32 protein-coding genes are annotated in these 26,426 nt (G+C 33.9%); 18 read left to right on the plus strand and 14 right to left on the minus strand.

The genetic code is table 11. The features are described 5' to 3' along the window. Window positions 1-71: 71 nt before the first annotated feature. The 5 genes from ACW9W3_RS06920 to ACW9W3_RS06940 all read left to right on the plus strand — a co-directional run bounded on the left by ACW9W3_RS06920 (window position 72) and on the right by ACW9W3_RS06940 (window position 4,204). Window positions 72-1,208: an NAD(P)/FAD-dependent oxidoreductase gene (locus ACW9W3_RS06920; RefSeq protein ID WP_457765423.1), complete on the plus strand. Its 1,137-nt coding sequence runs from the start codon at window positions 72-74 to the stop codon at window positions 1,206-1,208. 106 nt (window positions 1,209-1,314) lie between these two features. After that, window positions 1,315-1,443, plus strand: a complete 129-nt coding sequence (locus ACW9W3_RS06925; protein WP_246282220.1) for a zinc finger domain-containing protein — start codon at window positions 1,315-1,317, stop codon at window positions 1,441-1,443. 3 nt (window positions 1,444-1,446) lie between these two features. Beyond that, a complete protein-coding gene (locus ACW9W3_RS06930; protein WP_457765424.1) occupies window positions 1,447-1,728 on the plus strand; it encodes an elongation factor 1-beta in 282 nt (93 codons plus the stop codon). An 8-nt stretch (window positions 1,729-1,736) separates the two neighbouring features. After that, on the plus strand, window positions 1,737-3,905 hold the full coding sequence (locus ACW9W3_RS06935; RefSeq protein ID WP_457765425.1) for a CDC48 family AAA ATPase: 2,169 nt from the start codon (window positions 1,737-1,739) through the stop codon (window positions 3,903-3,905). A 2-nt stretch (window positions 3,906-3,907) separates the two neighbouring features. Then, window positions 3,908-4,204 (plus strand): hypothetical protein, encoded by a 297-nt coding sequence (locus tag ACW9W3_RS06940; RefSeq protein WP_457765426.1) that lies wholly within the window; start codon window positions 3,908-3,910, stop codon window positions 4,202-4,204. 3 nt (window positions 4,205-4,207) lie between these two features. Here the strand turns inward: ACW9W3_RS06940 and ACW9W3_RS06945 are convergent, their stop codons facing one another. After that, entirely contained in the window at window positions 4,208-5,095 is an 888-nt protein-coding gene (locus tag ACW9W3_RS06945; RefSeq protein WP_457765427.1) for a heme o synthase, read from the minus strand. A gap of 97 nt (window positions 5,096-5,192) precedes the next feature. Here ACW9W3_RS06945 and ACW9W3_RS06950 point away from each other — a divergent pair, with 97 nt between their 5' ends. Together ACW9W3_RS06950 and ACW9W3_RS06955 are read left to right on the plus strand one after the other, a co-directional pair. Continuing rightward, entirely contained in the window at window positions 5,193-6,284 is a 1,092-nt protein-coding gene (locus tag ACW9W3_RS06950; protein WP_457765428.1) for a cupredoxin domain-containing protein, read from the plus strand. 2 nt (window positions 6,285-6,286) lie between these two features. Next, window positions 6,287-6,673: a Mov34/MPN/PAD-1 family protein gene (locus ACW9W3_RS06955; RefSeq protein ID WP_457765429.1), complete on the plus strand. Its 387-nt coding sequence runs from the start codon at window positions 6,287-6,289 to the stop codon at window positions 6,671-6,673. Between the two features lie 2 nt (window positions 6,674-6,675). On the opposite strand, the gene ACW9W3_RS06960 is transcribed toward ACW9W3_RS06955, so the two are convergent. Next, window positions 6,676-7,062 (minus strand): cyclophilin-like fold protein, encoded by a 387-nt coding sequence (locus tag ACW9W3_RS06960; RefSeq protein WP_457765430.1) that lies wholly within the window; start codon window positions 7,060-7,062, stop codon window positions 6,676-6,678. A 48-nt stretch (window positions 7,063-7,110) separates the two neighbouring features. On the opposite strand from ACW9W3_RS06960, the gene ACW9W3_RS06965 reads away from it, so the two are divergent. Together ACW9W3_RS06965 and ACW9W3_RS06970 are read left to right on the plus strand one after the other, a co-directional pair. Continuing rightward, on the plus strand, window positions 7,111-7,368 hold the full coding sequence (locus ACW9W3_RS06965; protein ID WP_457765431.1) for a DUF2024 family protein: 258 nt from the start codon (window positions 7,111-7,113) through the stop codon (window positions 7,366-7,368). Between the two features lie 55 nt (window positions 7,369-7,423). After that, entirely contained in the window at window positions 7,424-7,606 is a 183-nt protein-coding gene (locus ACW9W3_RS06970; protein WP_457765432.1) for a hypothetical protein, read from the plus strand. Here the strand turns inward: ACW9W3_RS06970 and ACW9W3_RS06975 are convergent. The 4 genes from ACW9W3_RS06975 to ACW9W3_RS06990 all read right to left on the minus strand — a co-directional run bounded on the left by ACW9W3_RS06975 (window position 7,603) and on the right by ACW9W3_RS06990 (window position 11,829). Next, the gene (locus tag ACW9W3_RS06975; RefSeq protein ID WP_457765433.1) at window positions 7,603-9,642 is read right to left on the minus strand and encodes a sodium-translocating pyrophosphatase; all 2,040 of its coding nucleotides are present in this window, start codon (window positions 9,640-9,642) and stop codon (window positions 7,603-7,605) included. The genes ACW9W3_RS06970 and ACW9W3_RS06975 overlap by 4 nt on opposite strands. Before the next feature lie 38 nt (window positions 9,643-9,680). Then, window positions 9,681-10,058 carry a hypothetical protein gene (locus ACW9W3_RS06980; RefSeq protein WP_048115727.1) on the minus strand — a complete coding sequence of 126 codons (378 nt, stop codon included), beginning with the start codon at window positions 10,056-10,058 and terminating at the stop codon, window positions 9,681-9,683. Window positions 10,059-10,210: 152 nt separating this feature from the next. Continuing rightward, entirely contained in the window at window positions 10,211-10,675 is a 465-nt protein-coding gene (locus ACW9W3_RS06985; protein ID WP_457765434.1) for a GTP-dependent dephospho-CoA kinase family protein, read from the minus strand. A gap of 41 nt (window positions 10,676-10,716) precedes the next feature. Continuing rightward, window positions 10,717-11,829, minus strand: coding sequence for an Mrp/NBP35 family ATP-binding protein (locus ACW9W3_RS06990; protein ID WP_457765435.1), 1,113 nt, complete (start codon window positions 11,827-11,829; stop codon window positions 10,717-10,719). Between the two features lie 123 nt (window positions 11,830-11,952). On the opposite strand from ACW9W3_RS06990, the gene ACW9W3_RS06995 reads away from it, so the two are divergent. The 3 genes from ACW9W3_RS06995 to nadC are packed head-to-tail and all read left to right on the plus strand — an operon-like array spanning window position 11,953 to window position 13,625. Next, complete coding sequence (locus tag ACW9W3_RS06995; protein ID WP_255465265.1) at window positions 11,953-12,573, plus strand: DNA-directed RNA polymerase; 621 nt, start codon at window positions 11,953-11,955, stop codon at window positions 12,571-12,573. A gap of 1 nt (window position 12,574) precedes the next feature. Beyond that, window positions 12,575-12,763, plus strand: a complete 189-nt coding sequence (spt4, locus tag ACW9W3_RS07000) for a transcription elongation factor subunit Spt4 (RefSeq protein WP_048115719.1) — start codon at window positions 12,575-12,577, stop codon at window positions 12,761-12,763. Between the two features lie 43 nt (window positions 12,764-12,806). Continuing rightward, on the plus strand, window positions 12,807-13,625 hold the full coding sequence (gene nadC / locus ACW9W3_RS07005; protein ID WP_457765436.1) for a carboxylating nicotinate-nucleotide diphosphorylase: 819 nt from the start codon (window positions 12,807-12,809) through the stop codon (window positions 13,623-13,625). Here nadC and ACW9W3_RS07010 read toward each other — a convergent pair. From ACW9W3_RS07010 to ACW9W3_RS07020, 3 genes are all read right to left on the minus strand, one after another. Then, window positions 13,622-14,023 carry a tetratricopeptide repeat protein gene (locus ACW9W3_RS07010; protein WP_457765437.1) on the minus strand — a complete coding sequence of 134 codons (402 nt, stop codon included), beginning with the start codon at window positions 14,021-14,023 and terminating at the stop codon, window positions 13,622-13,624. The two genes, nadC and ACW9W3_RS07010, sit on opposite strands and share 4 nt — an antisense overlap. Window positions 14,024-14,028: 5 nt before the next feature. Further along, window positions 14,029-14,985: a quinolinate synthase NadA gene (nadA, locus tag ACW9W3_RS07015; RefSeq protein WP_457765438.1), complete on the minus strand. Its 957-nt coding sequence runs from the start codon at window positions 14,983-14,985 to the stop codon at window positions 14,029-14,031. A 93-nt stretch (window positions 14,986-15,078) separates the two neighbouring features. Further along, window positions 15,079-15,897 (minus strand): aspartate dehydrogenase, encoded by an 819-nt coding sequence (locus ACW9W3_RS07020; RefSeq protein ID WP_457765439.1) that lies wholly within the window; start codon window positions 15,895-15,897, stop codon window positions 15,079-15,081. Between the two features lie 107 nt (window positions 15,898-16,004). Here ACW9W3_RS07020 and ACW9W3_RS07025 point away from each other — a divergent pair, with 107 nt between their 5' ends. The 5 genes from ACW9W3_RS07025 to ACW9W3_RS07045 all read left to right on the plus strand — a co-directional run bounded on the left by ACW9W3_RS07025 (window position 16,005) and on the right by ACW9W3_RS07045 (window position 22,626). Further along, window positions 16,005-16,979, plus strand: coding sequence for a hypothetical protein (locus ACW9W3_RS07025; protein WP_457765440.1), 975 nt, complete (start codon window positions 16,005-16,007; stop codon window positions 16,977-16,979). Between the two features lie 118 nt (window positions 16,980-17,097). Continuing rightward, complete coding sequence (locus ACW9W3_RS07030) at window positions 17,098-17,889, plus strand: DNA double-strand break repair nuclease NurA (RefSeq protein ID WP_457765441.1); 792 nt, start codon at window positions 17,098-17,100, stop codon at window positions 17,887-17,889. Further along, window positions 17,886-19,418: a helicase HerA domain-containing protein gene (locus tag ACW9W3_RS07035; protein WP_457765442.1), complete on the plus strand. Its 1,533-nt coding sequence runs from the start codon at window positions 17,886-17,888 to the stop codon at window positions 19,416-19,418. Before ACW9W3_RS07030 ends, ACW9W3_RS07035 begins: the two co-directional genes overlap by 4 nt. Next, complete coding sequence (locus tag ACW9W3_RS07040; protein ID WP_457765443.1) at window positions 19,418-20,560, plus strand: metallophosphoesterase; 1,143 nt, start codon at window positions 19,418-19,420, stop codon at window positions 20,558-20,560. The genes ACW9W3_RS07035 and ACW9W3_RS07040 overlap by 1 nt, the downstream gene beginning before the upstream one ends. Further along, a complete protein-coding gene (locus ACW9W3_RS07045) occupies window positions 20,557-22,626 on the plus strand; it encodes an AAA family ATPase (protein ID WP_457765444.1) in 2,070 nt (689 codons plus the stop codon). The genes ACW9W3_RS07040 and ACW9W3_RS07045 overlap by 4 nt, the downstream gene beginning before the upstream one ends. Here ACW9W3_RS07045 and ACW9W3_RS07050 read toward each other — a convergent pair. Genes ACW9W3_RS07050 through ACW9W3_RS07060 form a run of 3 tightly spaced genes read right to left on the minus strand, consistent with a single transcriptional unit; the run spans window position 22,623 to window position 24,634 of the window. Beyond that, entirely contained in the window at window positions 22,623-23,660 is a 1,038-nt protein-coding gene (locus tag ACW9W3_RS07050) for a plastocyanin/azurin family copper-binding protein (protein ID WP_457765445.1), read from the minus strand. The genes ACW9W3_RS07045 and ACW9W3_RS07050 overlap by 4 nt on opposite strands. A 1-nt stretch (window position 23,661) precedes the next feature. After that, window positions 23,662-24,150, minus strand: a complete 489-nt coding sequence (locus ACW9W3_RS07055; protein ID WP_457765446.1) for a HEAT repeat domain-containing protein — start codon at window positions 24,148-24,150, stop codon at window positions 23,662-23,664. 49 nt (window positions 24,151-24,199) lie between these two features. Beyond that, on the minus strand, window positions 24,200-24,634 hold the full coding sequence (locus tag ACW9W3_RS07060; RefSeq protein WP_457765447.1) for a response regulator transcription factor: 435 nt from the start codon (window positions 24,632-24,634) through the stop codon (window positions 24,200-24,202). A 192-nt stretch (window positions 24,635-24,826) separates the two neighbouring features. Between ACW9W3_RS07060 and ACW9W3_RS07065 the strand changes: the two genes are divergently transcribed. Further along, the gene (locus ACW9W3_RS07065; protein ID WP_457765448.1) at window positions 24,827-25,492 is read left to right on the plus strand and encodes a peroxiredoxin family protein; all 666 of its coding nucleotides are present in this window, start codon (window positions 24,827-24,829) and stop codon (window positions 25,490-25,492) included. A 93-nt stretch (window positions 25,493-25,585) separates the two neighbouring features. Here ACW9W3_RS07065 and ACW9W3_RS07070 read toward each other — a convergent pair whose 3' ends face one another. Both ACW9W3_RS07070 and ACW9W3_RS07075 read right to left on the minus strand, forming a co-directional pair. Then, window positions 25,586-25,948, minus strand: a complete 363-nt coding sequence (locus ACW9W3_RS07070; RefSeq protein WP_457765449.1) for a DUF6659 family protein — start codon at window positions 25,946-25,948, stop codon at window positions 25,586-25,588. 54 nt (window positions 25,949-26,002) lie between these two features. Beyond that, a partial coding sequence (locus tag ACW9W3_RS07075; protein ID WP_457765450.1) for a hypothetical protein occupies window positions 26,003-26,426 on the minus strand: 424 nt, incomplete at its 5' end.

The following is a 26,426-nucleotide window of genomic DNA, read 5'->3' on the forward strand; positions in this document are numbered from 1 at the left end:
CCCATAATTTAATCAAATACAGGCTTAATGAAAAACTTTTGAATTAAATAATTGACAAAGAAACGAAATATGTGTACTTTGATGTAGTTGTTGCAGGAGGAAGTGTTGCAGGGTTATTGTGTGCAAGAGAAGTTGCATCCAAAGGATTTTCAGTTCTTGTTATTGAAGAAGATTATGAGATTGGCACTCCTGAGCATTGTGGAGGTCTAGTCAGCATTGCAGGCTTGGAAGAACTAGGAATTATTCCATTTAGAAAAACATTTGAACATATGATAGACTCAGCAGAAATTACATCACCTAACGGAAATAGTTTTACAATTAATTCAAAGAACCAAAAAGTAGTTGAAATCAGCAGAAGAGAGCTAGACAAGCAAATAGCTTTTCAAGCTCAGAAGAACGGGGCAGTAATTAAAGTTAGAACAAGCTTTCAAGAAATAACAGATTCGGGAATTAGAACAAATGAAGAAAAGATAGATTGTAAAATTTTAGTTGATGCAAGAGGAGTTTCATCTCTAATTCATAAGGATAGAACAGGTATTTTATCATCGGCTCAATATGAAATTTATTCAAATTGGATAAAGAAAGGAAAAGTTGAAGTAATTTTTGATCAGGAAAAATTTCCAGGATTTTTTGCATGGATAATTCCATCAGGGGAGGGTAAAGGGAAAGTGGGAGTCGCAGGAAGAGGAATTAACGTTGCTGAAACATTAGATAAGATTCTAGAGGAGAAGAAAAACTTTTCAGTTATCAGAAAAATTTTTGCTCCAATTTGGATTAAAGGACCCATTGATAATTTTGTTGAAGGAAAAACAGTAATTGTTGGGGATGCAGCAGGTCAAGCAAAACCAACTACAGCAGGAGGTATTTTCACTAGTGGGATGGGAGGGGTTTATGCAGGTCAAGCAATTTCAAAATTTTTAAAAACAAATGACAAATCAGATCTAGAAGAGTATCAAAAAAAATGGATGAGTAGATTTGGTAAAGAATTTGAAAAACAATCACTTGCAAGAAAAATATTAGAACGATTAGATAACAATACAATCAATAAATTATTTGAGTCAATTACTCCTGAGATCACAAAAGAAATTTCAGAAAAAGATGATTTTGATTTTCATACGGGTTCAATTATAAAATTACTTGGAGTCAAGGGTTCATTGAAAACTGCTCAAACCCTAATCGGTGGAGAACTCAAAAAATTATTGAGTTAAAACGTGCTCAATTTCTAAGCAAGGTATAAATGATGTTTACAGAAAAATTGGGAATATGTCGTCTACGATTTCATTACCAACATGTAGTTGTTGTCACAGACCCATTATGCCTAATGATAAATGTGTAAAATTCAATTGCCCTAATTGTGGTGCAGATTTAATTTGGAGATGTCAAAGTTGCAGAGAAGCAGCAAGAAACTACACTTGTTCCTCTTGTAATTTTCAAGGACCTTAGAAAATGACTCAATTACTACTAATTACAAAAATTCTTCCGGATGGAACCGAAATTGATCTTGACAAATTAGCAGAAACTATCAAGGGTTCACTAAAAGAAGGAATAACTATGAAAAGACATGCAAAAGAGCCATTGGCTTTTGGCTTAGAATTTCTAAAAGCAGAATTTATTTTAGAAGATCAAGAAGGACAAATGGATTCATTAGAAGACGCAATTAGATCTGTCGAAGGCGTTAGTGAATTTGAAGTACTAAACATGAGTCGAATGTCAGTCGACATGAAATAGGAGATTTTTTGGCCCGCAAAGAAGAACCTTTGCAAATGAGAATTGGAGAAGCAAAACAAAGAGACGTAGGTAAAAAGCGTGCTCGAATTGGTCCAGAAGCTATGGATTTTCTCAAAGTCACCCCAGGAGATATCATAGAAGTAATGGGTTCAAGAACTAGTTGTGCAGTTGTTTGGCCAGTAGATGAAGATGAAAAATTTCCAGACATAATAAGGATTGATGGACAAACAAGAAAAAATGTTGGAGGTTCACTAAATGATTTTGTTAAAATTAGAAAAGTAACATCAAAATTTGCAAAAGCTGTTTCACTTACACCAGTTAATGATTCAGTAACAGTAGATAAGGAATTTACTGATTTTGTTAAAAATAGATTGAAAGGATTACCAATTACACATGGAGACGAAATATCTGTCATGATTTTAGGAAATTCTATGGACTTTAAAATTACAAAGACCACTCCAAAAGGAGTTGTAAAAATCGATCGTAGTACAAACCTTGCTATTTCAACTGAATCTACAGTTGATAGAAAAGTACGAGTTACATACGAAGAAGTTGGCGGTCTTAGAAATGAAGTTAAAGCAATGAGAGAGATTGTAGAACTTCCATTAAAACATCCAGAATTATTTACAAGATTAGGAATAGAACCACATAGTGGAATTCTACTTTATGGTCCACCAGGATGTGGAAAAACATTACTAGCTAAAGTAATGGCAAGCGAATCAGAAGCTAACATGTTTTCAATTAATGGTCCAGAAATTATGAACAAGTATTATGGCGAAACAGAAGCAAAATTGAGAGAAATTTTCAAAGAAGCAAAAGACAATTCACCTAGCATAATTTTCATAGACGAAATTGATGCAATTGCTCCAAAAAGAGAAGAAGCATACGGAGATGTTGAAAAAAGAGTTGTTGCACAGTTATTAGCATTAATGGATGGGCTTACAGACAGAGGAAATGTCATTGTACTTGGTGCAACAAATAGACCAGACAGTGTAGATCCAGCACTTAGAAGACCAGGAAGATTTGATAGAGAATTTGAAATCTCAGTTCCAAACGAAGATGGAAGATTAGAGATTCTGGAAATTCACACTAGAGGCATGCCAATAAGTGATGACATTGATTTGAAAGATTTATCATCAGAGTTACATGGGTATACAGGTGCAGATATCAAATCACTTTGTAGGGAAGCTGCACTAAAATCAATCAGAAGATACCTTCCAGAGATTGATCTTGAAACAGAAAAGATTCCATCCGAAGTATTACAGTCCATGGAGATTAAACTAGTTGATTTTTACGATGCGATGCATGAGGTTGTTCCTACTGCTATGAGGGAATTTTATGTTGAGCGACCCAAAGTATGGTGGCAAGATGTAGGAGGATTAGATGAAATCAAAAAAGCATTAACCGACAATTTAATCATTGCAATGAAAGAACCAACTAAATTTACAAAGATGGGAATTAGACCACCAAAAGGAGCTTTGATTTATGGACCTCCAGGATGTGGAAAAACATTACTTGGAAGAGCACTTGCAACAGAGACTGGGGCAAACATGATTTTAGTTAGAGGTCCTGAGATTCTTTCTAAATGGATGGGTGAATCTGAAAAAGCAATTAGAGAGATATTTAGAAAAGCAAAAGCATCATCACCATGTGTTATAATTTTTGATGAGCTAGACTCGTTGGCACGTTTTAAATCAGGAGAAGGAGGAGTGGGCGAAACTATTCTCAGTCAACTATTAACAGAAATTGAAGAAGGTATTTCTTCAAGAGTCGTAGTTATTGGAATTACAAATAGACCAGATGTTGTAGATAATTCTTTGTTAAGAACAGGTAGATTAGATTTAGTACTCTATGTTGCACCACCAGATGAAAAAGGACGATTAGAGATTATCAAAATATTAACAAAAAAAATGCCTTTGACAAATGATGTGAAATTACAAGAGATTGCAGTTGCTACTCAAAACTATACGGGTGCAGATTTAGCTGCCCTTTGTAGAGAAGCTGCAGTTCTTGCAATGAGAGAAAAATCATCAAAAATATCCAGTCAGCATTTTGCAAATAGTTTGAAACAGATTAGACCATCAATTACAAAGGAAGTTGATCAGTGGTATAATACTGTGAAGGAAAGTATATCTAACGTAGTACCAAAGACAGGAGATAAATCATTCTACGGATAAAAATGGCAATTCCACTACGAAATACAATATATGATAAGGTAAAAGAAGCAGGATCCTTAACGGATGTTGAGCTTTACAGAAGCTTGACAAGTGATGGATTAATCATTCCAGATGACAAATACAATAAACTACTTTTAGATTTAGAGATTCTTGGATTAATTTCTGTTGTATGGATAACAAAAGAAGAACGTAGAATAGAAGCAATAATCATAAAAGAGGAAGTAGATAGTGTTGAAGAACAAAACAAGGAAATGATGGAAAAAGACTATGAAGCTAGTTTTCCAGGTTTTGAGAAATAATTATTAGAATAACGGAAAATGAAATGCTGCATCTAATGCAACAGCTACAAAAATAATTGTAAGGTATGGTGCTGTGACCTTGTATGCTTTCCAAGCAAAGTCAGACGTAGGGGTCTTTGTTAGTTTATAGTGATATACTAGCATTAATCCACCAGAAACAATTGCAATAATTGTATAAACAATTCCCATTCCATCAGGAATAATTGAAAGTATCAAAGAGTATGGAATTAAAATCAGCGTATTTCCTAAAATGAATTTTGATGTTTTTTGCATTCCAATTACAACAGGAAGCATTGGAACTTGAGCTTGTGCATATTCGTCTTTTATTTTCATTGCAAGACACCAAAAGTGAGATGGCGTCCAAACAAATACCAAAAAACCAACTAAGAATCCCAATAAATCCATACTGCCAGTAGCTGCTGCCCATCCAGCCCAAGCTGCTGCACTACCTGCAATGCCACCAATTACAATGTTTGATGTATTTCTACGTTTTAGCCAAACGGTATAGATTATCACATAAGAAAATATTCCAACTGCAATAAAGAAAGCAGACACTGCATTTAATGCAAAATACCCATAGATTACAGAAATACAACTTACAACAACACCATAAATCAAAACATTGGATGCTGCCATTCTACCTGAAGGAATAGGTCGGGTACTTGTTCGTGTCATTTTGGGATCAATGTCTTTATCATAATAGTGATTGAGTGCACTAGATCCGGCAGATGCCAAAGCACCTGCAATAATTATGTGCAAATATGACCAATAACTAAGATCAGGAGATCCTGGAACTAGTTTACTTGCAGCATACATGGATGTAACTGCAGTTATTACTAAAAGTACAACAATTCTGGGTTTTGATATCTCCAGTATTTCATTAAATCCCAATTGACTCTATCCTCTCCCAAAGCCATTTAATTTCTTCGTCTAGGTGATCTACATATTTCAAAAGGAATAAGTATCTCAGCTCTATCAGCTATCTTAAATGAGTAATTGGGACCTCATGATGCCTGGAATGGGACTAACAGCTATAGGATTAGCTGGTCTTACGTTGTCTTATGCAGGTATTGCGCATACTTTCATCGATGGAATGCACGCTTTGACAGGCCTTACTATGTTTGTAGGATTGATTTTCTTAGCTGCAGGTATCTTAGATGGAGGGGTTTCAACAAGTAACAGAGCCAAAGCAACGACTTTGGTTGTTATATCAATTGCATTAGGATTTGGAATGTTTGCATTAACCATGAATTCTTCAGACTATGTAATTACTATTGCAGGAATTTTAATGGCAATAGCATTTCCAGCAATTATTATTGCTTATCTTGCAATGAAACATCCAACAATTGTAAAGCCAGTTGGCTCAATAGTCGGAATGGCAGCAGCTACTGGAATAATAATGTGGGTTGCGTTTGGATTTGTTAGTCCTGACACATACATGATACCACAACAAGTTGGAGTAGAAGAACCTGTTGAAGAAATTGAACCGAAAGGACCAATATTTGCAATTACAATTTTGGAAGGTTCAGCTGAACAAGGAAATCCAGATTACGAGCCAGATAGAGCCATTGTACAACAAGGGCACACAGTAGAATGGACAAATGTAGACTCTGTTGCACATACTGTAACTAGTGCACTAGACTTTGGAGAAACATTTGATTCTAGTTTGATTAGTGCAGGTGAAGTCTTCACATTAGATACAAGTGATTTAGAAGTTGGCGAATATGAATACATGTGTATTGTACATCCATGGATGGTTTCAACATTGGTAATTGAAGCACCAAAGGAGCCAACTAAAATAATAATTCCAGAAGGAGCTGCAATACCAGAAGAGGGACAAATATTTTATGATCCAGAAGTCATCGACATCACAGTTGGAACTACAGTAGTTTGGGAGAATATGGATAACACAATACACACTGCAACATCAGGCAATCCCGAAACAGGTGCAGACGGAGCATTTGATTCAGACATATTGTCTATGGGAGATTCATACGAGTTTACATTTGCAGATGCAGGAAATTATGATTATTATTGTATTTTACATCCATGGATGGTTGGAACAGTTAACGTAGAATAGATTTGCAGAAAATTATTTTATCAGAAACAGACAAAAAAATTCTATCAGAGTATTCAGAAAACCAGAAACCTAATGAGTCATGTGCTATTTTGTTTGGAAAAAATAATATAGTTTCAGACTTGTTCCTAACAGAAAATATCGAAGAATCTCCAGTTAATTTTACAATTTCAAATGATCAGTTAATTGAAGGGTATAAAATTGCAGAACAAAAAGGACTTGATGTTATTGGGATATTCCACTCACATCCAGATTCAGATGCATTTCCATCAAATACGGACAAAAAATTCATGGAAAGTAATCCAGTTGTGTGGATAATTTATTCTGGCATCAATAAAAATTTCAGAGCATTTGTACTTGAATCAGAAATATTAGAAATTCCAATAGAATAGAACTATTTCAAGCTGAATGTAGCTTGTTCAGTGTCAACATCATTTAGAATGGATTTATCAGGCGAGATAATTTTTCCAATCACATTTACAGGAGAAGCTGGCGTAATTTCTCCGGGTCTTCCTATCGGAGTAGGACCATAGAATAAACAAATTGCTTTTCCAGTTGGCCAATAGGCAACATCATTTAGGTCTACAGGAGACTTTGCATTTTCTTCGGGTTGAGATATTGGTGATTTTGAGGTATAGATTTCATCACCCCAAACATTAAGATCAACTGTAAAGGGTAAATTTTTGATAAAATCATTGACAGTTTTTGGAGAATTTTTATCATCTAATTCTAAAAGTATGTTTGAAGAGTTTGGAATTTTAATCTCAACTGCATATTTCATGAATTTTGATGATCTTTGAATTAAATATCCCTTTTTTTGATTACAATTATGGAAATTCACGTATACGACACTTATGTCAAAGCAGCAGATGGTCATACCATGCACTTTGATGTAATTACTGGTGAAAAAGATCATGATAAAGCCATCACATATGGTAAAGAATGGTTAAAGTCCGTAGGTGAAGGAGATGCAGAGATGACTACAAACGAATGTCAATTCTGCCATTCACAAGGTGCACCAGAGCCTGTAGAGCAGGCAATTAAGGAAAAAGGCTATTTTATCCAAAAGATGGAAGGCTGTCCTTAAACATTTTTTTCCTTTTTCTACAAGACTTTTTTAGATTAATCGTTTTACAAGTAACATGTCTGAACACAAATATTCAAAGTGGACAGTTGAAGGCGACAAGAAAACAAAATGGATTTGCGGATGTTTCCAGACAGCTGATAACTATTTTAAATTCTGTGATACGCACAATACAACTTTACAAAAAGCAATTCAAGTTCAAATTGACGAATTAGATATGACACTAATTGTAGAAGATTAGATTGCAAGAATTGCAACAAATGCAGATACAAATACGATTGCAATTGTGTTAAGCAATTTAATCACAGTGTTAAGTGCAGGTCCTGCAGTATCTTTGTAAGGGTCACCAATAATATCTCCAACTACTGCGACTTTGTGAACTTCAGATCCTTTCTCGCCATTCATCTCTACTAGTTTCTTTGCATTATCCCATGCACCACCAGTGTTTGCCAAGTGATATGCAAGTAAAATTCCAGTAACAACTGCACCCATCAGTAATCCTGCAACTGCAGTTGGGCCTAACAATATACCTAAAATTATTGGAGCAAGAATTGCAACGATTGCAGGTTTCCAAAGTTCTTTAATTGATGCAACAGTGGCAATATCTACACATTTAGCATAATCAGGTTTTGAGGTTCCTGCAAGAATTCCAGAATCTGCTTTGAATTGTCGTCTTACTTCGTCTACCATTTTTCCTGCAGCCCTCGACACACCGTTAATTAATTGTCCTGTAATGATGAATGGAATTAATCCACCGATGAGTAATCCGACGATAATTGCAGGATTAGTTAAACTATAATCTAATTCTAAAATGCCTTCAAAGATGTGTGCTGCTTCAAATTGGAATGCCTGAATCATGGCCAAGGCAGCTAGTGCAGCACTGGCAATAGCAAATCCCTTTGTAACTGCCTTTGTAGTATTTCCAACTGCATCAATTTCATCAGTAACTTTACGATTTTCTTCTCCCATTCCAGTCATTTCTACAATTCCTCCTGCGTTATCTGCAATAGGACCAAATGCATCGATGCTAAGAACAATTCCTGCAAGACTCAACATTGCCATAGCAGTCAAAGAAGTTCCAAAGATTCCATACAATACTGGGTCTGCCCCTTCAGGTGCAGCTCCAGAAGCTATGCTGTATGATATTATAATTGCAACAACGAGAGCAATCATAAATGGCCCTGTTGATTGCATACCTTTGATAATTCCCATTAAAGTTAATGAAGCATAACCCCACTTTGCAGAATCTGCAATTTCTTTTACAGGGCCTTTCTTGTAACTAGTATAGTAATCTGTGATTTTCTGAATTACTGGAACTAGTATTACACCAATTACTGTAGTTCCAAACAAAGCATATCCTGCAGCAGACTGTTCAATGAATTGTGTAATAAAGACATAGTTTAGTCCAATGGCAATTGTAGCTGAAACATAAAATGAACGATTAAGTGGTTTCATTACATCAGTTACTCCTTTTGAACCAACAATTACAACTCCAATGATTGATGCAATCATTCCAGATGAGCCAATAAGAATAGGATAAAGGAAATAGTTTGGTGCGCCAATTAATGCTGCAATAAGTAATGCTGCAAGTATTGTAACAATGTATGATTCATAAACATCAGAACCCATCCCTGCTGCATCACCAACATTATCTCCAACATTGTCTGCAATAGTTGCAGGGTTCCTAGGATCATCTTCAGGAATGTTTGCTTCTACTTTTCCTACCAAGTCTGCACCCATGTCTGCAGCTTTTGTGAAAATTCCTCCACCAATTCTAATGAATAATGCAATTAAACTTGCCCCAATTCCCACACCAGCAATTGTAATTGGATCCGGATAAATGACATAAAGACCAGTAATTGCAATCAAGGCCATTGCAGGGACTGCAAGGCCTACTGTTGCACCGCCTCTAAAGGCCATAGCAAATGTCTTTCCCAATCCACTGCCACTAAGATTTGCAGCCCTTACTGCTGCTTTTACTGTAATTTTTAATGAGATAATTCCTGCAACTGCAGATAATGCTGCACCAACTGCAAATGCTATTCCATTTGATGGAGTCAAAAACACTGCAATAATTAGCGATAATGCAATAGCTACTGGAACAATAATCATCATTTCTCTTTTTAGAAATGCTGCAGCCCCTTCTTTGACTGCATTTGAGATATCCATCATCTCTTTTGTTCCTGCAGGTTGTTTTGTAATCCATGCAACCAAACCGCCAGCAACTAAAAAGGATGCAATTCCTGCAACAAATGGCAGAATTTCAGCAATTTCCATGTTATACTCAGCTTTTGCCTAAGTCTGGGAAATATAAATCAAATAGCAGAAATCTTACTTCTTTTTCTATATGGCAAAAATGTTTTTCCTTTAAGCCCTTGTCTTACCAACTTGTTGAATCTTTTACCATGAGCAAGATAAGGAAATCTCATGTGAATTAATTCATGCACTATAGTATTTTCCAAAGTCTTCTCATCGGGGATTTTTCTAACATTTATGAAAACTAGATTATGCTGAAGATATGAAACTCCATAATATTTGTATGCTGAAGTACGTCTACCCTCAGTCATTTCTTTTGGAGCATCAAGTACCTCTTTTGTAGATAGTAGAATCTGAGGTTCTGAAATTGAAAAACGATTTGAATAGATGCCAATTTTTTCCAATATTTGCAGTCTTAATTCAGGATCAAGTTTCACATCTCTTACTGTAATAATCCGTGTTTATCTTGAAATGTCAATTGTTGTAAGAAGTTTGGTGTATTTTCATTCTTTAAAATATGAATTAATAGGGTCAGAAGGTTTAGTAGAGTAATCACCAATCATACAGCCACCGTCTCATCACACCCCAATTATTCCATTAAATCAAGTATTGATTGTGCTTTATTTCTAATTTCTGGAGTAATTTTCACTATAACAAGTCCTTCATTTGGTTGTCCATACAAAACAATTGCATTATCAGGGGCATGAATACAAACTGGAAGTACCAAAAGATCTTCTTCTCCAACAACAAAGAGTCTTACTGGAGGCTCCATAGTAAATGCATTTTTAATCACATCAATACTTTGAGAAGTTATTTCTGCTGCAGGATTTTCTACAGTGATCTCAGTAGCGTTTGCAAGTTTTGGTGGGTCTTTTTTTTCTCTTTTTTCCTGACCATCAATAATTTGTAATGATGGTATTAGATTGAATTCAATCATCTTTTTTGTTGTTCTATCACCAACAGTAATGATGTATGAATTTGATTTGAGATGTTTTTGAATATTTGTTTTATCAGCTTGGCTTTCAGGTAAAAGTAATCCTAAAGGAATTTTCAATTGGTCTCTTAAAGAATCAGGTAACTTCACATTAATCGTGACTAACTAGAACTTGGTTCTGGAGCAGATTCTTCGCTAGCACCTTCAGCTGCCATTTCATCTTGAAGTTTTGATGCAAGAATACTACATTGGGCTGCAATATTTTTTGCACTCTTTCTAAAAGATACTGCACTTGGAGAATCAGGATTTGTAATCATAATGGGTTTTCCTAAATCAGAGCCTGCCATGATTCCAGAATTTAATGGGATTTCTCCTAAGAAAGGCATGTTAAACTGTTCACTAATTTTTTTTGCACCACCTTCACCAAAGATGTAATGTTTGTCATTACAGTTTGGGCAGATAAAGTGACTCATGTTTTCTACAACGCCAATGATTGGAACATTTAGTTTTTCAAACATAGATACAGCTTTTACTGCAACATTACTTGCAACATCCTGAGGAGTTGTTACAACCAGGATTCCAGTAATAGGAATTGTTTGGGCAAGTGTAAGTGGAATATCACCGGTACCAGGCGGAAGATCTACAATTAGATAATCCAAGTCAGACCAATTAGTATCAACGAGAAATTGTTTTAATATTCCAGATATGATTGGACCACGATAAATTGCTGCTTGATTAGATTGATCTGCAAAGAATCCAAAAGATACAACTTTTAGTCCATTAGAGTCAGCAGGTTGAAGTTTGTTTTCCTCTACTTCCATGAATCCATCTTTCATTCCCAACATTAACGGAATGCTTGGTCCATAGATATCAGCATCAAGCAAACCAACTTTAGCTCCTGATTCAGATAATGCCAATGCCAAATTTAATGAAACAGTTGATTTTCCAACTCCACCCTTGCCACTTGCGACACCAATAATATTTTTGACAGATGCCATACCAGTATCTGCATCAAGTGAACGTCCTTCCATTACTTTTGCAGTTACTTTCAAATCAAAATTCTTCAATTCAGAAATTTCGCCAATTACTTTTCTTACGTCATCCTCAATTTCGACATTGAAAGGGCATGCAGGAGTTGTTAATTCTAATGTAAATTTCAAATCACCATCATTTAGTTCCAAGTCTTTTATCATACCCATTGAGACAATGTCTTTTTTCAAATCAGGATCAATGACCGTACTTAGTTTTTCAAGAACTTGATCTATTCCAACCATTGCGTAAAAAAGTCAGTCTACATTATTTAAACATAAGTCAGACATGGAAAAAAATTGTCATTTTTTTGAAAAATTAACAAAATCTTTGGATAATTATGAGTAAATCACCCAAAGATTCATAAATTGAAATTCAAGAAAAAAACTCAGTTGTTTTCTATATCTACCCTAGTTGATGTTGTTAGGATTCCTCCCAGCTTATTTGGAACTACACTCAAAAAGGCAGCAGTAAATATTCTCAAGGAAAAGTACGAGAGTATGATTAATGCAGATTTGGGGTATATCATTATGATTTTAGATGCTAAAGTTGATGAAATGGGAAAAATGATTGCCGGAGATGGCGGTACATTCCATAGAGTTCAGTTTGAAGCATTAACATTTTATCCAAAATTACAAGAAATTGTTCAAGGTGAAATTGTAGACATTACTGACTTTGGAGCATTTGTAAGAATTGGTCCAACTGATGCATTACTTCATTTATCACAAGTGATGGATGATTATCTTAAAAGCGATGTAAAGTCGGGAATGATTTTAGCTAATCAAAGTGGCAGAACATTAAAAGTTGGTTCAACACTTCGTGCAAGAATTACTGCTGTATCATTAGGAAAAGCTGCTGCAATGGGTAAGATTGGAATCACATGTAGACAACCATTCCTTGGAGCAGATGACTGGATTGCCGAAGAGATTAAAAAATCCACAGGGGATTCAGATAAACCTGCAAAAGAAGCTGAAGTAGAGGCAAGTTAAGATGGCACGAGAAATGGCATGCCGTAAATGCAAGTTTGTTACAACGGGTAAAGTTTGTCCAGGTTGTAAATCATCAGATTTAACACCGGACTGGACGGGAATTGTGCTTGTAGTGGATCCTACAAATTCAGAGATTTCAAAAACTTTAGGCATCACTCAAAAAGGCAAGTATGCAATCAAAGTAACATAAAAAATTTCTAAATCTTTAAAATCACATTAATATTTTAACAATAATGTTGACATTTAATTCTAAAAAACAATTATCACAATTTCTTGCTGAAGATATAGGTACTGGGGATATTACAAGTGTTCTTTTACCAAAGAAAAAAATTACAGCAAGAATAATTTCAAGAGAGAAAGCTATTGTTGCAGGGGCAAGTTATGCAAAAGAGATTTTTAAATTGAGAGGTTGTAATGTAAAAATTGTTAGAAAAGATGGGTCAAGAGTCAAACCAAATGATACCATAATGACAATTTCAGGAGATGCAAGAAAAATTCTCGCATGTGAGAGAACTGCATTGAACATACTCACTAGAATGAGCGGAATTGCAACTCAAACAAATCAACTTGTAAAAAAGATTCCAACTAAAACAAAATTGTATGCAACTAGAAAGACGGCTCCTGGACTAAGATATTTTGATAAAGAAGCAGTAGAGATTGGTGGAGGCAAAAAACACAGACTCAAACTAGATGAAATGGTAATGATAAAAGATAATCATATTGCAGTTGAAGGCTCAATATTATCACTTATTAAAAAAGCAAAGAAAAGACACAAAAAATTCGAAGTGGAGGTAGAAAAAATATCAGATGCAGTTCTTGCTGCGAAAGAAGGAGCATCAATAATCATGTTAGATAATTTTACACCAACACAAATCAAAAAAACAATTCAAGTACTCAAAAATGAAAAATTACGAAATAGCGTAAAGCTAGAAGCATCAGGAGGGATTAATTCCAAAAATATTGCCAATTTTGGTAAGACTGAAGTAGATATCATATCCGTTGGAAGTATTACAAATTCTGTAAAAGGAATTGACATGAGTTTAGAAATTTAAGAATTCAATTCTTCGAGTAATTGTAAAACAGATTTATTTTTTGGATCAATTTCTTGAATTTTTTCACAGCACTGAATTGATCTTTTATTTTCACCTAATTTTTGATGTGAATATGCTTTAAGTAATAAAACTTCAACATCGTATGAACCGATTTCTAGTGCTTTATCAAAATACGATATTGCTGTTTTGTACTTGTTTTGTAAATAGTAGATTCCACCCATAGTAAACAAAATATCATGATGATGTGGAACTTTGTGCAAAAAATCATTACCAGATTTTAGAGCAGCAGCATATTTTTTTTCTTTTACTAGTTTTTTTATCTCTTTGAGTTTTTCAATATTTTTTTTCTTATTGGGATCTTTTGGAGTTCTACTAAATAATCCAACCAAAACAGTCACACAGTTTAGCTGATTTCAAGCATTCTATTTATTGCCAAACGAGCTTTATCAGCAATTTCTTTTGGGACAGTGATGACATTTTTTTCATTTATCAGTGCATCATACACTTTTTCAAGAGTGATCATCTTCATATATTGACATTCAGCCTTCTCCGATGCAGGGATGAATGTTTTTCCAGGGTTTTGCTGTCGCATTTTGTACAGAATTCCAGTTTCTGTTGCAACAACAAAGTTTTTTGCTTTTGATTGGTGAACATGATTCAACATTCCCTCTGTAGAAAGAATTGAAACTTTTTTACCATCATAGCTTCCATCAGCCACATCATACATCATAGGAGTTGTGCAGCTACATTCAGGATGAATTACAAATTCTGCATCTTTCATAGAGTTTAATTTTTCAGTAACGTCTTCAGGAGTAATTCCAGCATGGACATGACATTCTCCTGCCCAGATATGCATATTTTTTCTTCCAGTCATTTTTGCAACATAAGAACCAAGGAACATGTCAGGCAAAAACAATATTTCTTTTTCCTCAGGTATTGCCTTTACAACGTTTACAGCATTAGATGAAGTGCAACAATAATCCAGTTCTGCTTTAATTTCAGCAGTAGTGTTAACATAGCCTACAGTAATTGCATCAGGATGTTGTTTCTTCCAATTACGCAATTCATCAACAGAGATAGAATCAGATAATGAGCATCCAGCTTCTAAATCAGGAAGAAGTACTTTTTTGTCTGGACTAATAATTGCAGCAGTTTCTGCCATAAAGTTTACACCACAAAATAAAATTGTCTTTTGGTCTACAGTAGCAGCTTGTCGTGAAAGTCCCAAAGAATCACCTGTAAAATCTGCAACATCTTGCACATCAGGGATTTGATAATTATGTGCTAAAATTACCACATCTTTTTCCTTCTTGAGTCTTAGAATTTCTTCTTTGAGTTGAGATGATTGCTGAACTAACATAGGTTACAAATTTTTGAGTTCGTAGGGATTTAAAGAATGGGAAGCAGTCCAGAATTCTCTAAAAATATGCTAAATGTGGCAATTATTGCCAGATCAGGTACCTATCTGGATATCATCAGAGCAATACTTTCTCAGAGTTTCAATTGCAGATAAAATTGCCAATCGACTTGTTTTAGGATTGTTAGTATCTGGGAAATTCTCTATTGTAAAGTTCATCCTTCCAAATTTTCCGGTTGCCTCAATATGGTGAGTATTTTTATCAGTATTTGGATCAGCAATAATTTTTACGATTGTTTTTTCACTTCCTATTCCAGATAATGAAAGAAGAGCAGCAACGTTGATGTTTGCAGGGAACAATGAAACTGCTTTTTTGGCAGTTCCTTCAAAGATTACTGTAGAGGAAACAATAGAGGCTAAATCTATTGTAGAAGTTTCAAAAAACTTTGCACCTTTAAGGGAACGTGGATGTTTTGTTGTTGTAATTGATACGGACTCTAACTCATCTTTAACTGATTTAATTCCATCCAGACCAGCAATTGCACCAGAAGGGAGATAGATAGTTTTTTTGAAATGTTCACAGGCATCAGATAAAATATCATAAATTGATTCATCTAATAATGCACCAACACTCATGATCATCAAATCACGTTTATTTTGCAAGACACTAAGACCAACGTCTTTTACTGCATCCTGAGATGCAGCTTCAACTACAATGTTTACACTATGAGAAGATAAGAGATGAGAGTTTTCAACGATTTCTGGTTTAGAGTTTAATTTTGAGACAAGTTCAATTGCCGTTTCTTTTGATGCATCATAAACATGTGTTAGTATTCCAGGAATCTTTCCCGAATCAATTGCAAGAGCAATTTGAGTACCTATTGCACCACATCCCAACAAACCTATTCGTTTCAATTAATGATACTGGGAATGTTCACTTAATTAATTCTAGTCATCTTGAATTTTAAACAAAGTATGATTTATCACCAAATTATTTATGTAAAGAAATTCAAAAATTTGTAATGAATATTTTTCAAATCGCATTAATTTGTAGTCTTTTTCTCATAGTAATTCAACCATCTTTTGGGGACTTGGATTCGCCCAGAAAACAGATGGAGCGTGGAGTCACACCTCAAGATGTTCTTTGTGAGACAGAATTGGAATTAGTTATCAGAACAAATGGTTTTGCTGCCTGCGTGAGACCAGAAACTGCTGAAAAAATGCAAAAATTGGGAATGTTATTCACGCCAATAAAATTTACAGATTTGCAAAAAGAATTCAAATCAGTTTCAGCTTCAGAAAGCGAAATAGAGACCATTCCTGCATCAAGCATGTCAATTGTTAATTTCTACATAAAGGATCAAGACTTGAATGTAGCACATAATGGAGTTGAGGAAATTTCCACACAAGGATTGTTTGAATTTACAGTTAACGGAATTGAAATTAACGGTCCTCAAAAAATGATTGAAACCGGACCAAACACTGGTGAATTTTATATCAGATTAGAATTACCTGCCACAATCAATGGGAAGCCATTAAGTCAAGAGGATATAGTCATCATAAAATACTTGGATGAGTCAGATTTTTCCGGAGATAAAAGAATACTTGTAAAATCATTTCCTTTAACTTCTACATTTGCCAAAGTTGAAACTTTGGGCGGAGGTTCCAGAATTGGACATGAGTTCACATTGAGAATTTACGAACCTGATGCAAATAGAGACTCTAAAGACGAAGACAAGATTCCATTAAGTTCATTTGAATTCAGAGGGGATGGAGGTATTAGAACTACACTTGCAAATCCAAGATTTGATGCAAATTCTAGTTCTTTAATTGAGACAGGTCCCAATACAAGCACGTTTGAAGTAAAGATAAAGATTCCAAGAGAATTAGATGGTAAAGTAATTCACATTGGTGACAAATATGAAATCAGATACATAGATAGAAGTACGCCTTCAGGAACGGATGAAAAAATTATCTATAAAGGTAGAATTGGGTAAATGGTTTGATAGAACAGGTTTGTCAAAGTTTAGCATAACCTAAAGATTTTATTCAAACCAACAAACTATTGGTGTGCTCAATACAGTTTACAAAGATGCCATAATCAATAGAGAAAAAATGTTATCAATTTTAAAAGGTCCCAAATTTGAGCAAATTATACAAAAGGCAAAAGGGAATTGGGTAGAATTCATGCCTGAGAAAGAAGAAGCAGTTACTGCTGGAATCGATAGTAGTTTCAACAATACCAAATTTCAAGGAATAGAATTGTGGGCAACAACTGCAGTTTCAATTAAATCAGATGGAGAAATTTTAGTGGATGTACATGAATCAGGGCTTGGTTCAGACACTGACCTTTCAAGAATTGCAAGTAAGATGGAGATTGAGGCATGTGAAAAAACAGTGGACATGGTGGATTTAGTATTAATGGATGGTTCACTTCATTCTCAATTCATGACAAGGCAATCATCTCTAGATTCTCAGGTAGTAAAAACAATGAAAAAAAGGAACAATGTAATTTTTATTGCAAAAACATCAAATACTAAAAAACAATTTGAAAATTTAGGATCTCTTGCAGGAGATATTTTCTACTATAATCATGTTTCAAATAATTCAGGATTTAGTAAAATATTTGTAGAAAAAAAATACGGCACAGACAAAGTTATTTCATCTACATTTGTCAGATTAAGTGATTCTACTCCAATAATCAAATTAGAATTTTTAGGAGATCAACATGATGAAAATGACATAAAAACTGCAATGAATAAATTATACAAAAATAGTGTTGGTGGATACCCATATGCATTAAAACTTGCACACAACAACTGTAAAATATCTGATAAAGAGCTTGCAAAAATGGTTAGTTTGTTAGGATTAAGTAATGAAATTGGTTCAAGGGAGGTTCTAGGTTGAGCTTAGGATATGTGATTGGAGAATCAAAGCCCACATTTGTAACAGCAATTACTTCAAGGGCACTATCGGTAGGAGAATATATCAAAATAAAAACAGACGAAGGTGAAATTTTAGGATTAGTTGAAAGATCATCAGTTTCTAGTGCAGCTTTTACAGACGTTAGAAATTTTGATGAAGCATCAGAAAGTACAGAAATTGCTGAAATTAACAAACGTGACAAAACATTCACAGCCCACATAGGAATTTTAGGATTTTTAGAAAATTTGAGAAAAGGTCAGTCAATCATACCCTCAATTCCACCAATTCCAGGCACAGAAATTACTCAACCAAGTAAGCAAGATTTGGAAATAATTTTTAGTCCAAAAAAAGAAGGATGGGTTACAATAGGAAATCTTTTACGAAATAAAACTATTGAAGCCAAAATAAATCTGGATAAAATTGTTTCAAGACATTTAGGAATTTTAGCAATGACGGGAATGGGTAAAAGTAATCTTGTGTCACTTGTTACAAAACAAATTTCAAAATTAAAGGGAACCGTCATAATTTTTGATTATCACAATGATTACACAAGTCTAAACATCCCACGCATCAATGTAATTGATGCCAAGATTAATCCAAGATTGTTAGATGCTGATCAACTCTCAGAAGTATTAGAAATTAGAGATGGTGCAAATGTTCAACAACGAGTTTTAAGAATGGCATTTACAAAACATGTCAAAGAATCAAAAGAATTTTGGAAAAAGCTAGAAAACGAAATTGATTTTATTGTGAATTCAGAAGATAAAAAACTAAAGGAAATCAGAACATCAGCATATAGAGTACAAGACATTATAGAAGAATCACAGAGAAGATTTGAAGATATTTTGGATCCAGATATGGGGGATCCGATTAGTTTTATCAAAGAAGGTCGTACAAACATCCTTAATATTTCAGAATTATCAGAAAAACAGGCCAATGTAGCTGTAGCATTTTATTTACAACAATTATTGAAAGATAGAAAAGATGCAAGTATTGCAAGACATGGAAGATCAAAGCGAGAAAGAAATTATCAATTTAATTCGCCAATATTTGTCATAATAGAAGAGGCACATGTTTTCATTCCAAAAGATCATGATACTAGTGCAAAGTATTGGGCAGCTAAAATAGCAAGAGAGGGAAGAAAATTCGGATTAGGTTTAGGCATAGTATCACAAAGACCTAGAAGTGTAGATCTTAATGTTCTAAGCCAATTAGGATCATTTGCAATTATGAAAATTATTCAAGAAGACGATCAGCGTCAAATAGCCTCAGCTACTGAATCAACTAGTCGTGAATTAATTGCGCAATTGACATCACTCAACGTAGGAGATGCAGTTCTAGTTGGACAATGGACGAATTTACCATCACTAGTTCATGTTGAAGAAGTAAAAGAGAAAATTATGGGGGCAGATCAAAGTGCAGTTAATGCTTGGGCAAATGCCGAAAAAATGAAGGAAGTTGCAATTGAATCAACACAAGGACTAGTTCAAAAAGATTTGTTGTTAGACTAATGTTATTTTCTCACATTTCAGACACACATTTGGGATTAGTACAATATGGTACAGATGAACGTGCACAAGATGTGTATGATGTATTTAATCAAGCAATAGATACTTCCATAAAAGATCATGTGGATTTTGTGATTTTTGCAGGAGATATTTTCCATGTTCCAAATCCTAACGGAACAGCAATTGTGCAAATGGGAAATGGATTAAAGAGATTAAAACAAAATAACATAGATTCGTTTTTTATTTTAGGAGAACATGACATTAGCAGAATAAGAACAACACCCATTCCATATGTTTATCATAATTTAGAATTTTCAAAATATATTGGGCAAGGTAACCCAATCGAATACAAAGGAGTACTATTAGCAGGGTTTGATAAAATTAGGAGAGCAGAAATTCCGCAATATGAAGAAAAATTTTCTCAAATTGATAAAGCTGCACAAAATCACTGTGGACACAAAATATTGGTGTTACATCAAGGAGTGACAGAATTTAATAAATTTGCAGCAGAAATACAATCAACGGATTTACCAAAAAATTTCACATACTATGCAATGGGTCACCTACACGATACAGATGTTAAACGATTCAATCACCTAAATGGTCCAATTGCATATCCAGGATCTACAGAATTAACAACAAGTGAAGGAATTAAAGATACAAAGAAAGGATTCTTTGAAGTAGATATTTCAGGAGAAGAATCAAATCCAAATTGGATTGAATTAGACACTAGACCTCAATTTTCATTTCAAACAGAATACCAAGAATTATCAAAAACAATAGATGAAATTTCTGAACAAATATTGAATTCAAAGAAAAAACCAATCGTGGAGATAAAAATACAAGGTGAGAATATAGAAACAGACCAAATTCAGGCACAAATTTCCAGATTAAACTCATTGGTACTCAGATGTTTTTGGAGAATTAGTTCAAAACAAATTTCAGATTCTTCAGTATTCCTGGATAGACCTAATGTTATTGAAGATGAGATGTTCAGATTATCAGTTGACGCATTAGGTTCAGAAGAAAATGCGAGTTTTGCAATTAGAGAATTACTCCCCATATTAGCATCAAATGAAATCAAAGAGGCATCACAATTAATTTTAGAAAACTTTGAGAAATTCAAAAAGGTGAAAAAACAATGATCACATCAATAGAACTAGGAGATTTTTTAGCACATTCGAATACAAAAATTAAATTTGAAAAGGGAGTGACAGTATTTGTAGGGGATAACGGTGCAGGAAAATCAAGCATTATAGATGCAATAACTTTTGCATTGTTTGGTCATCACACAAGGAAATCAAATAAAGGATTAATCAAACGTGGAGCAACTCAAGGATTTGCAAAGGTTGGATTTTCTATTAACGGAAAACATTTTGATGCAGTAAGAAAAATCGATAGTAAAGGTAGTTTAGCTGCAACATTTTCAGAGATTGTCGGGAATGAACGTGTTGAAATTGCAGCAGGTGAAAGAAAACAATTTGGCGAATCAATGACTAGAGAAGTGGAGAAAGTTATTGGACTTGATTTTGAAAAATTAAAAATAGCATCGATTGTACAACAAGGAGAATTAAATGCCATTATCAATGCCAAACCTAAAGAATTCAAAGAATTACTAAACGCAATCATAGGAATTGACAAACTCGATATCGCATCAGAAGCAATGAAAATAGTAAACAAAGAATTTCGTGAAAAAATTAGAGAGAAAATTGGTTTTGATGATACACATCTTGACATTTTGTCACAGGATTTAGAAAAGAATCAAAAAGAGATAGAAAGATCAAAACCTGAAAAAAACCAATTAGAAATAAAACAAAACCAATTGCAAAATGAAGTTGATAGATTACGAGAGAAAATAGAAACGGAATCTCCCAAAATAGATAAAATTAACCAATTAGAATTGAGAAAAAAAGAGCTTCTGACATATGCAAAAGAGGCAATTCATGAAATAAAGAAAGAGATTAGCGAAAATGAGCGTAAAATACATGATTGTAAGGATTGTTTTGAGCATGTAAACTTAAAAGAAGACTTGGAATTGAAAATTCAAAAAATTGATCAAGCAGTAGAAGAAACTGTGAAAAAAATTCAAGAAGTGGCAATTCAAACTGCATCATTAAAAGAGAAGCAATTGTTAGCATCTAAACTTCAACTAAAAGATAACAAATGTCCAGTTTGTGATTCACATGTGGAAAAACTCAATCCACTTTTTCAAGAAGAACATCTGAAACAAGAATTGGCAACCTTAGAGCATATGATTATTGAAAAAGAAAAAGAAAGAGACATGTATAATCAAAAGAAAAGAGATTTTTTACATAAAGTACAAAATGCAAGAGATGCTGAAGCAACACTTAGAGCATATTCTATAAAGAATAAAGAAGAATTAGTAAAAATTCAAAAAGAAGTAGAGATAAAAAAAGAAAAAATTCCTTTGACAAATAATGGAAATTTATTAGAAATAGCACAGATAGATACACATGCAAAAATGATATTTGATAATATTTTAAAATTGGAGATGGAAACTGAAGGATTTGATGAGGACGAATTTACCAATATAAAAAAATCAGTAGTTGAAAAACAAAATCATATATCAGAGATTCATCAACAAATCGGAGCAATTTCAGAAAAAATTAAAAAATCTGAAGAAGAAATACAAAAAATTCAAAATGCAATTTCAGAATTAATTACAGTTAAAGAGTATATTGTAAAACTAGATGAAATTCAACTAAATATTTTCAGCAGAGACGGACCAGTTGCAACAAGTCTAAGATCATGGGCACTAAATACAATATCAGTAAAAGCCTCAGAATATCTCACATTACTTAATACAAAGATACAGAGAATTTCATTATCAGAAAAAGCTAGAGATATTTCTATAACATGTTATTCAAAAAGTGAAATGCTAGATTTAGAATCACTTAGTGGGGGAGAAAAAGTTAGTGTAGCATTAGCATTAAGATTAGGAATGGCAAGTCTTCTAGGGGCATCAAATCTCAATTTAATGATACTTGATGAGCCAACAACACATCTTGATGCTGAAAGAAAAAAATCTCTAGTAGGAGTTTTATCTCAATTATCAGAGATTTCAAACTCACAAACACCTATGCAGTTTCTAATAATTACTCATGATACAGAAATCTTTGAAGATTCAAGTGTGGAGCAAATTTACAAATTTGAATCAACTGAACAAGGAAGTTTAGTCACAGCACTTTAGTTTACAGTAACAATTCCAGTCATCCACGGATGAACCATACAGAAATAATCGTATTTTCCTGCCTTCTCAAAGGTATGCTCAAAAGTTGAGCCGGACATGAATAATCCAGAGTCAAATACTCCAGTTACTCCTGCATTTACAGTTCCACTACTAACAGTATGAGCTGCTGAATCATCATTACTCCAAGTTACTGTTTGACCAACAGATACAGAAATTTCATAAGGCAAATAACATTCGTTTGTTTCTTCACATCCTGGGACTGCAGCACCTGCAGGAATTGAGACTATGAACATTGTTTCAGATTCTACCACGGGTTCAGGTTTAGATTCTATTATTGGTTCAGGTTCAGGAGTGGGTTCTTCAACAACTATCATCTCTTCAATTTCATTAACAATGACTTTACCAGTCATCCAAGGGTGAACCATACAGAAATAATCAAATGCTCCTGCTTTATCAAATGTAAATTCAAAAGTTGAACCTGACATAAATAAACTAGAATCAAACATTCCATCATGTCCATCTGAAATATTTCCACTGGTTACAGTGTGAGCTGCACTATCAGGATTGTTCCATTGTACAGTGTCACCTACATAAATTGTAACAGAATAAGGCAAATAACATTCGTTTGTTTCTTCACATCCAGGAGTTCCAGAACCTTCAGCAATGTTTACTGCATGAATTCCAGTAGATACAGGGAGTGGAGCAGTCATAGTGGGTTCAGGTGTTGGTTCTACCACAGGTTCAGATTCTACAATATCTTTAGGTTGAACTCTTTGGGTTACTCTAGGATCATCAGCACCACATTCACCTTCATGGACTAATTTTACATCAGCAGAATTTAACATGCATAAATTACCATAAGTTTTGCCATCAACACCACACATAGGAGTATAATCCATTGTACATGCAGTAGGTGTTCCATCAATGGAAACTATTCTTGGTTGAATAACATCATCTGGACTCATTGCAATGAATCCCAATGTGATTGCAGCCAACACACCAACAACTGCTATTACGCCATAAGCAAAATTCATCTCATCCACCTGTTAACTTTGCAAACTTTTCGTTCTTACTTAACTTTTCCATAAATTCAATATTAGATAGTGCTACAACTGCAGATTCCACGACTGGAGGTTCTGGATCGTTTAATGCTTTTTGAAGTGCCTCTTTAGCTTCTTTATTTCCAACAACACCTAATGCTATTGCGGCTTCATGTCGTACAAACATACTTGGATCATGAAGAGTTGCATCAGTTAATGGAGGAATAGCACTAGAATAACTCATTTGACCTAACGCAAATGCGGCTTCATGTCTAACTAATTCATTTTCATCATTTTTTAAAACTTTAGCAATATACTCAACTTTATCTTCGCCACCAAAATCAACCAAAATACAAGCTACTCTGGTTCTAACCACATAATCAGGGTGCTCTAAAAGAGAGATAAAGTAATCAGTGTCTTTCTGCTCGTACTTTTCTTCCATTTCAGCAAAAAGTGCCAATCTGTCATCAGTTACTACTTGCAATTTGTTTTGAAACTTTGTGGGTCCTATATTAGGTTACTTGAAATAAAATCTAATAGTTTTGATTCAACACAAAAGAATTTGAAGTTCTTTTGTCTCTTGGAGATTTTTTCTTTGAATCAATTTTTCTACCGCTATTTAGTACATCAGTAATGGTTTTCATTAGAACCATACGATTCATAGGTTTTGGGAGATAGCTAAATGCACCCATTTTCATTAGTTCATTGATACTAGTTTGATCATCAATATACGCAGAAGTCACAACAACTCTAGAATTCAAATTATCTTGAACAATAGCTTTCAATACTTTAAAACCATCAACATTGGGCATCTTCAAATCTAATAAAATCACATCTGGTTTGTACTTTAGATACATTTGAAGACCTTCATATCCATCTTTGGCTTCTACAATTCGGGCCCACTTTACAGTTCTTTTCAGAGTATCCCTAAAGAACACGCGAAATGCTTGAGAGTCATCTACTATCAATATAATTGGGGATTTCCTCACAAATACAGTTTCATTCCTAAGGGATTTATCGGATTGTTTGTTTATTCTAACAATCAAAAATAATGTATTTGGAATTACAAATAGAATTTTCTGTTAAAGTATGAATAATTCCAATATAAAGAAAATACATTCATCGTTTAGTATTTAATGGAAAAAATACAAGATTGTGTCATGAGTGCAGTAATTGGTCAAAAAGTACCAAATTTCGGTGTTTCAGAATGGGTTCAAGGTGCACCAACAAATTTTGACCAAGAAAAAGACCACATTGTAATATTAGAGGTATTTCAAGTCAATTGCCCAGGATGCTTTATGAATGCACTTCCAGAAGCAATTAACATTTACAACAAATACAAAGATGACGGAGTTAGAGTAATAGGTCTTGCAACAGCATTTGAAGATTTTGACAAAAATACATTAGAAAATTTAAAGATGCTTGCAGAGACTGGCGAAGTTATTGGAGAAACAAAGAATGCACTATCAATGTACGGACAATTAAAAGAAGGAAAAAAACTAAATTACAAAATTCCATTTCCATTAGGGATGGACAATTTAACAAAAACTTCAGGCGAAATTAATCAAGAGAAAATCATGGAATTCATCTATCCTCAAATTCCTGACTTTGACACACAGCCTGATGATTACAAAAATCAGATTATTCAGAGAGTCAAAAACTATATGAAATCAAAAGAATACTCTGCTGAAACATTTGAAAAGTTTGCATTGCAGGGAACTCCATCAACAATAATAGTAGATAGAAAAGGAATTCTCAGAGATATATCATTTGGGCAAACTGGACATATAGAATCCATTATTGAGAAATTAATTGCTGAAGATTAAATCAATGAAAAATAACTAGTATTATAGAAAAAACAACTACAGTGGCAAATCCACCAATCAAAGCAATTTTGGGATTATCCATGAGGAGATAAATTAGGATTTATTTTTGTAATAGAGTTCGATTACTTGATCAACTACAACATTCGTGTCCAAGTCTTTTTCAGAACTTACAAGAAGCAAGTGTTCAGATCCAAGATAAAATGAAAATCGTTTAAGTTTATCATATTCTCCCAAAGTATACTTTGTCAAACCCAAATATTTTGCCATATCTTTACGAGATTTCCAATCCATGATTGAAAGATTAACTAATTCATTTTCAGCATGATTAGAAAGTAAACTCTCAACTCCTGCTTTCATTCCACCTGCAAGGCGGGTAGCCCATTCATCATAAACTGACGCAAATCTAATTTTAGGATCAATATCTAAAATTTCTGAACAAAATTTTTCATAATCCATTTATCTTATAGCACATCCCAAATTATTAGAGTTTTTGTATTTGAATCAGATGAATTACTTTCTTTTCTTTAGTTTCACTGCAATTAATGCTACTGCAACTACCAAAAACCCAACTAATACAATCCAACCAAGAGAATCATTCATGGTTTCTTCTTTTTGTATCAAAGATATTTCATTTTGAATTACTTTATCTTTGATTTCTAAACCTTGAAGATAAGTCGTTCCAAAAATTTCCAATTTGTTTTCACCTGTACCAGTAAAATTCAAGGTAATAAAAGAAATTTTTTCATTGGAATTAATTTGTGGAAAATATTGCTGATCATTTAGATAAAATGTAAAATTGCCTCCCAAAAGATTTTGAGGGATTAGCATCTCACCTAAATTATTTTCCAATCCACTGTTTATGAATAGAGATAATCTTTTCTCATCAGAGTCAAAATCAAAATCAGAGATATTGAAATTAGATACAGTTTCAATT

The sequence above is a fragment of the Candidatus Nitrosopumilus sp. bin_68KS genome (genome assembly GCF_054095825.1).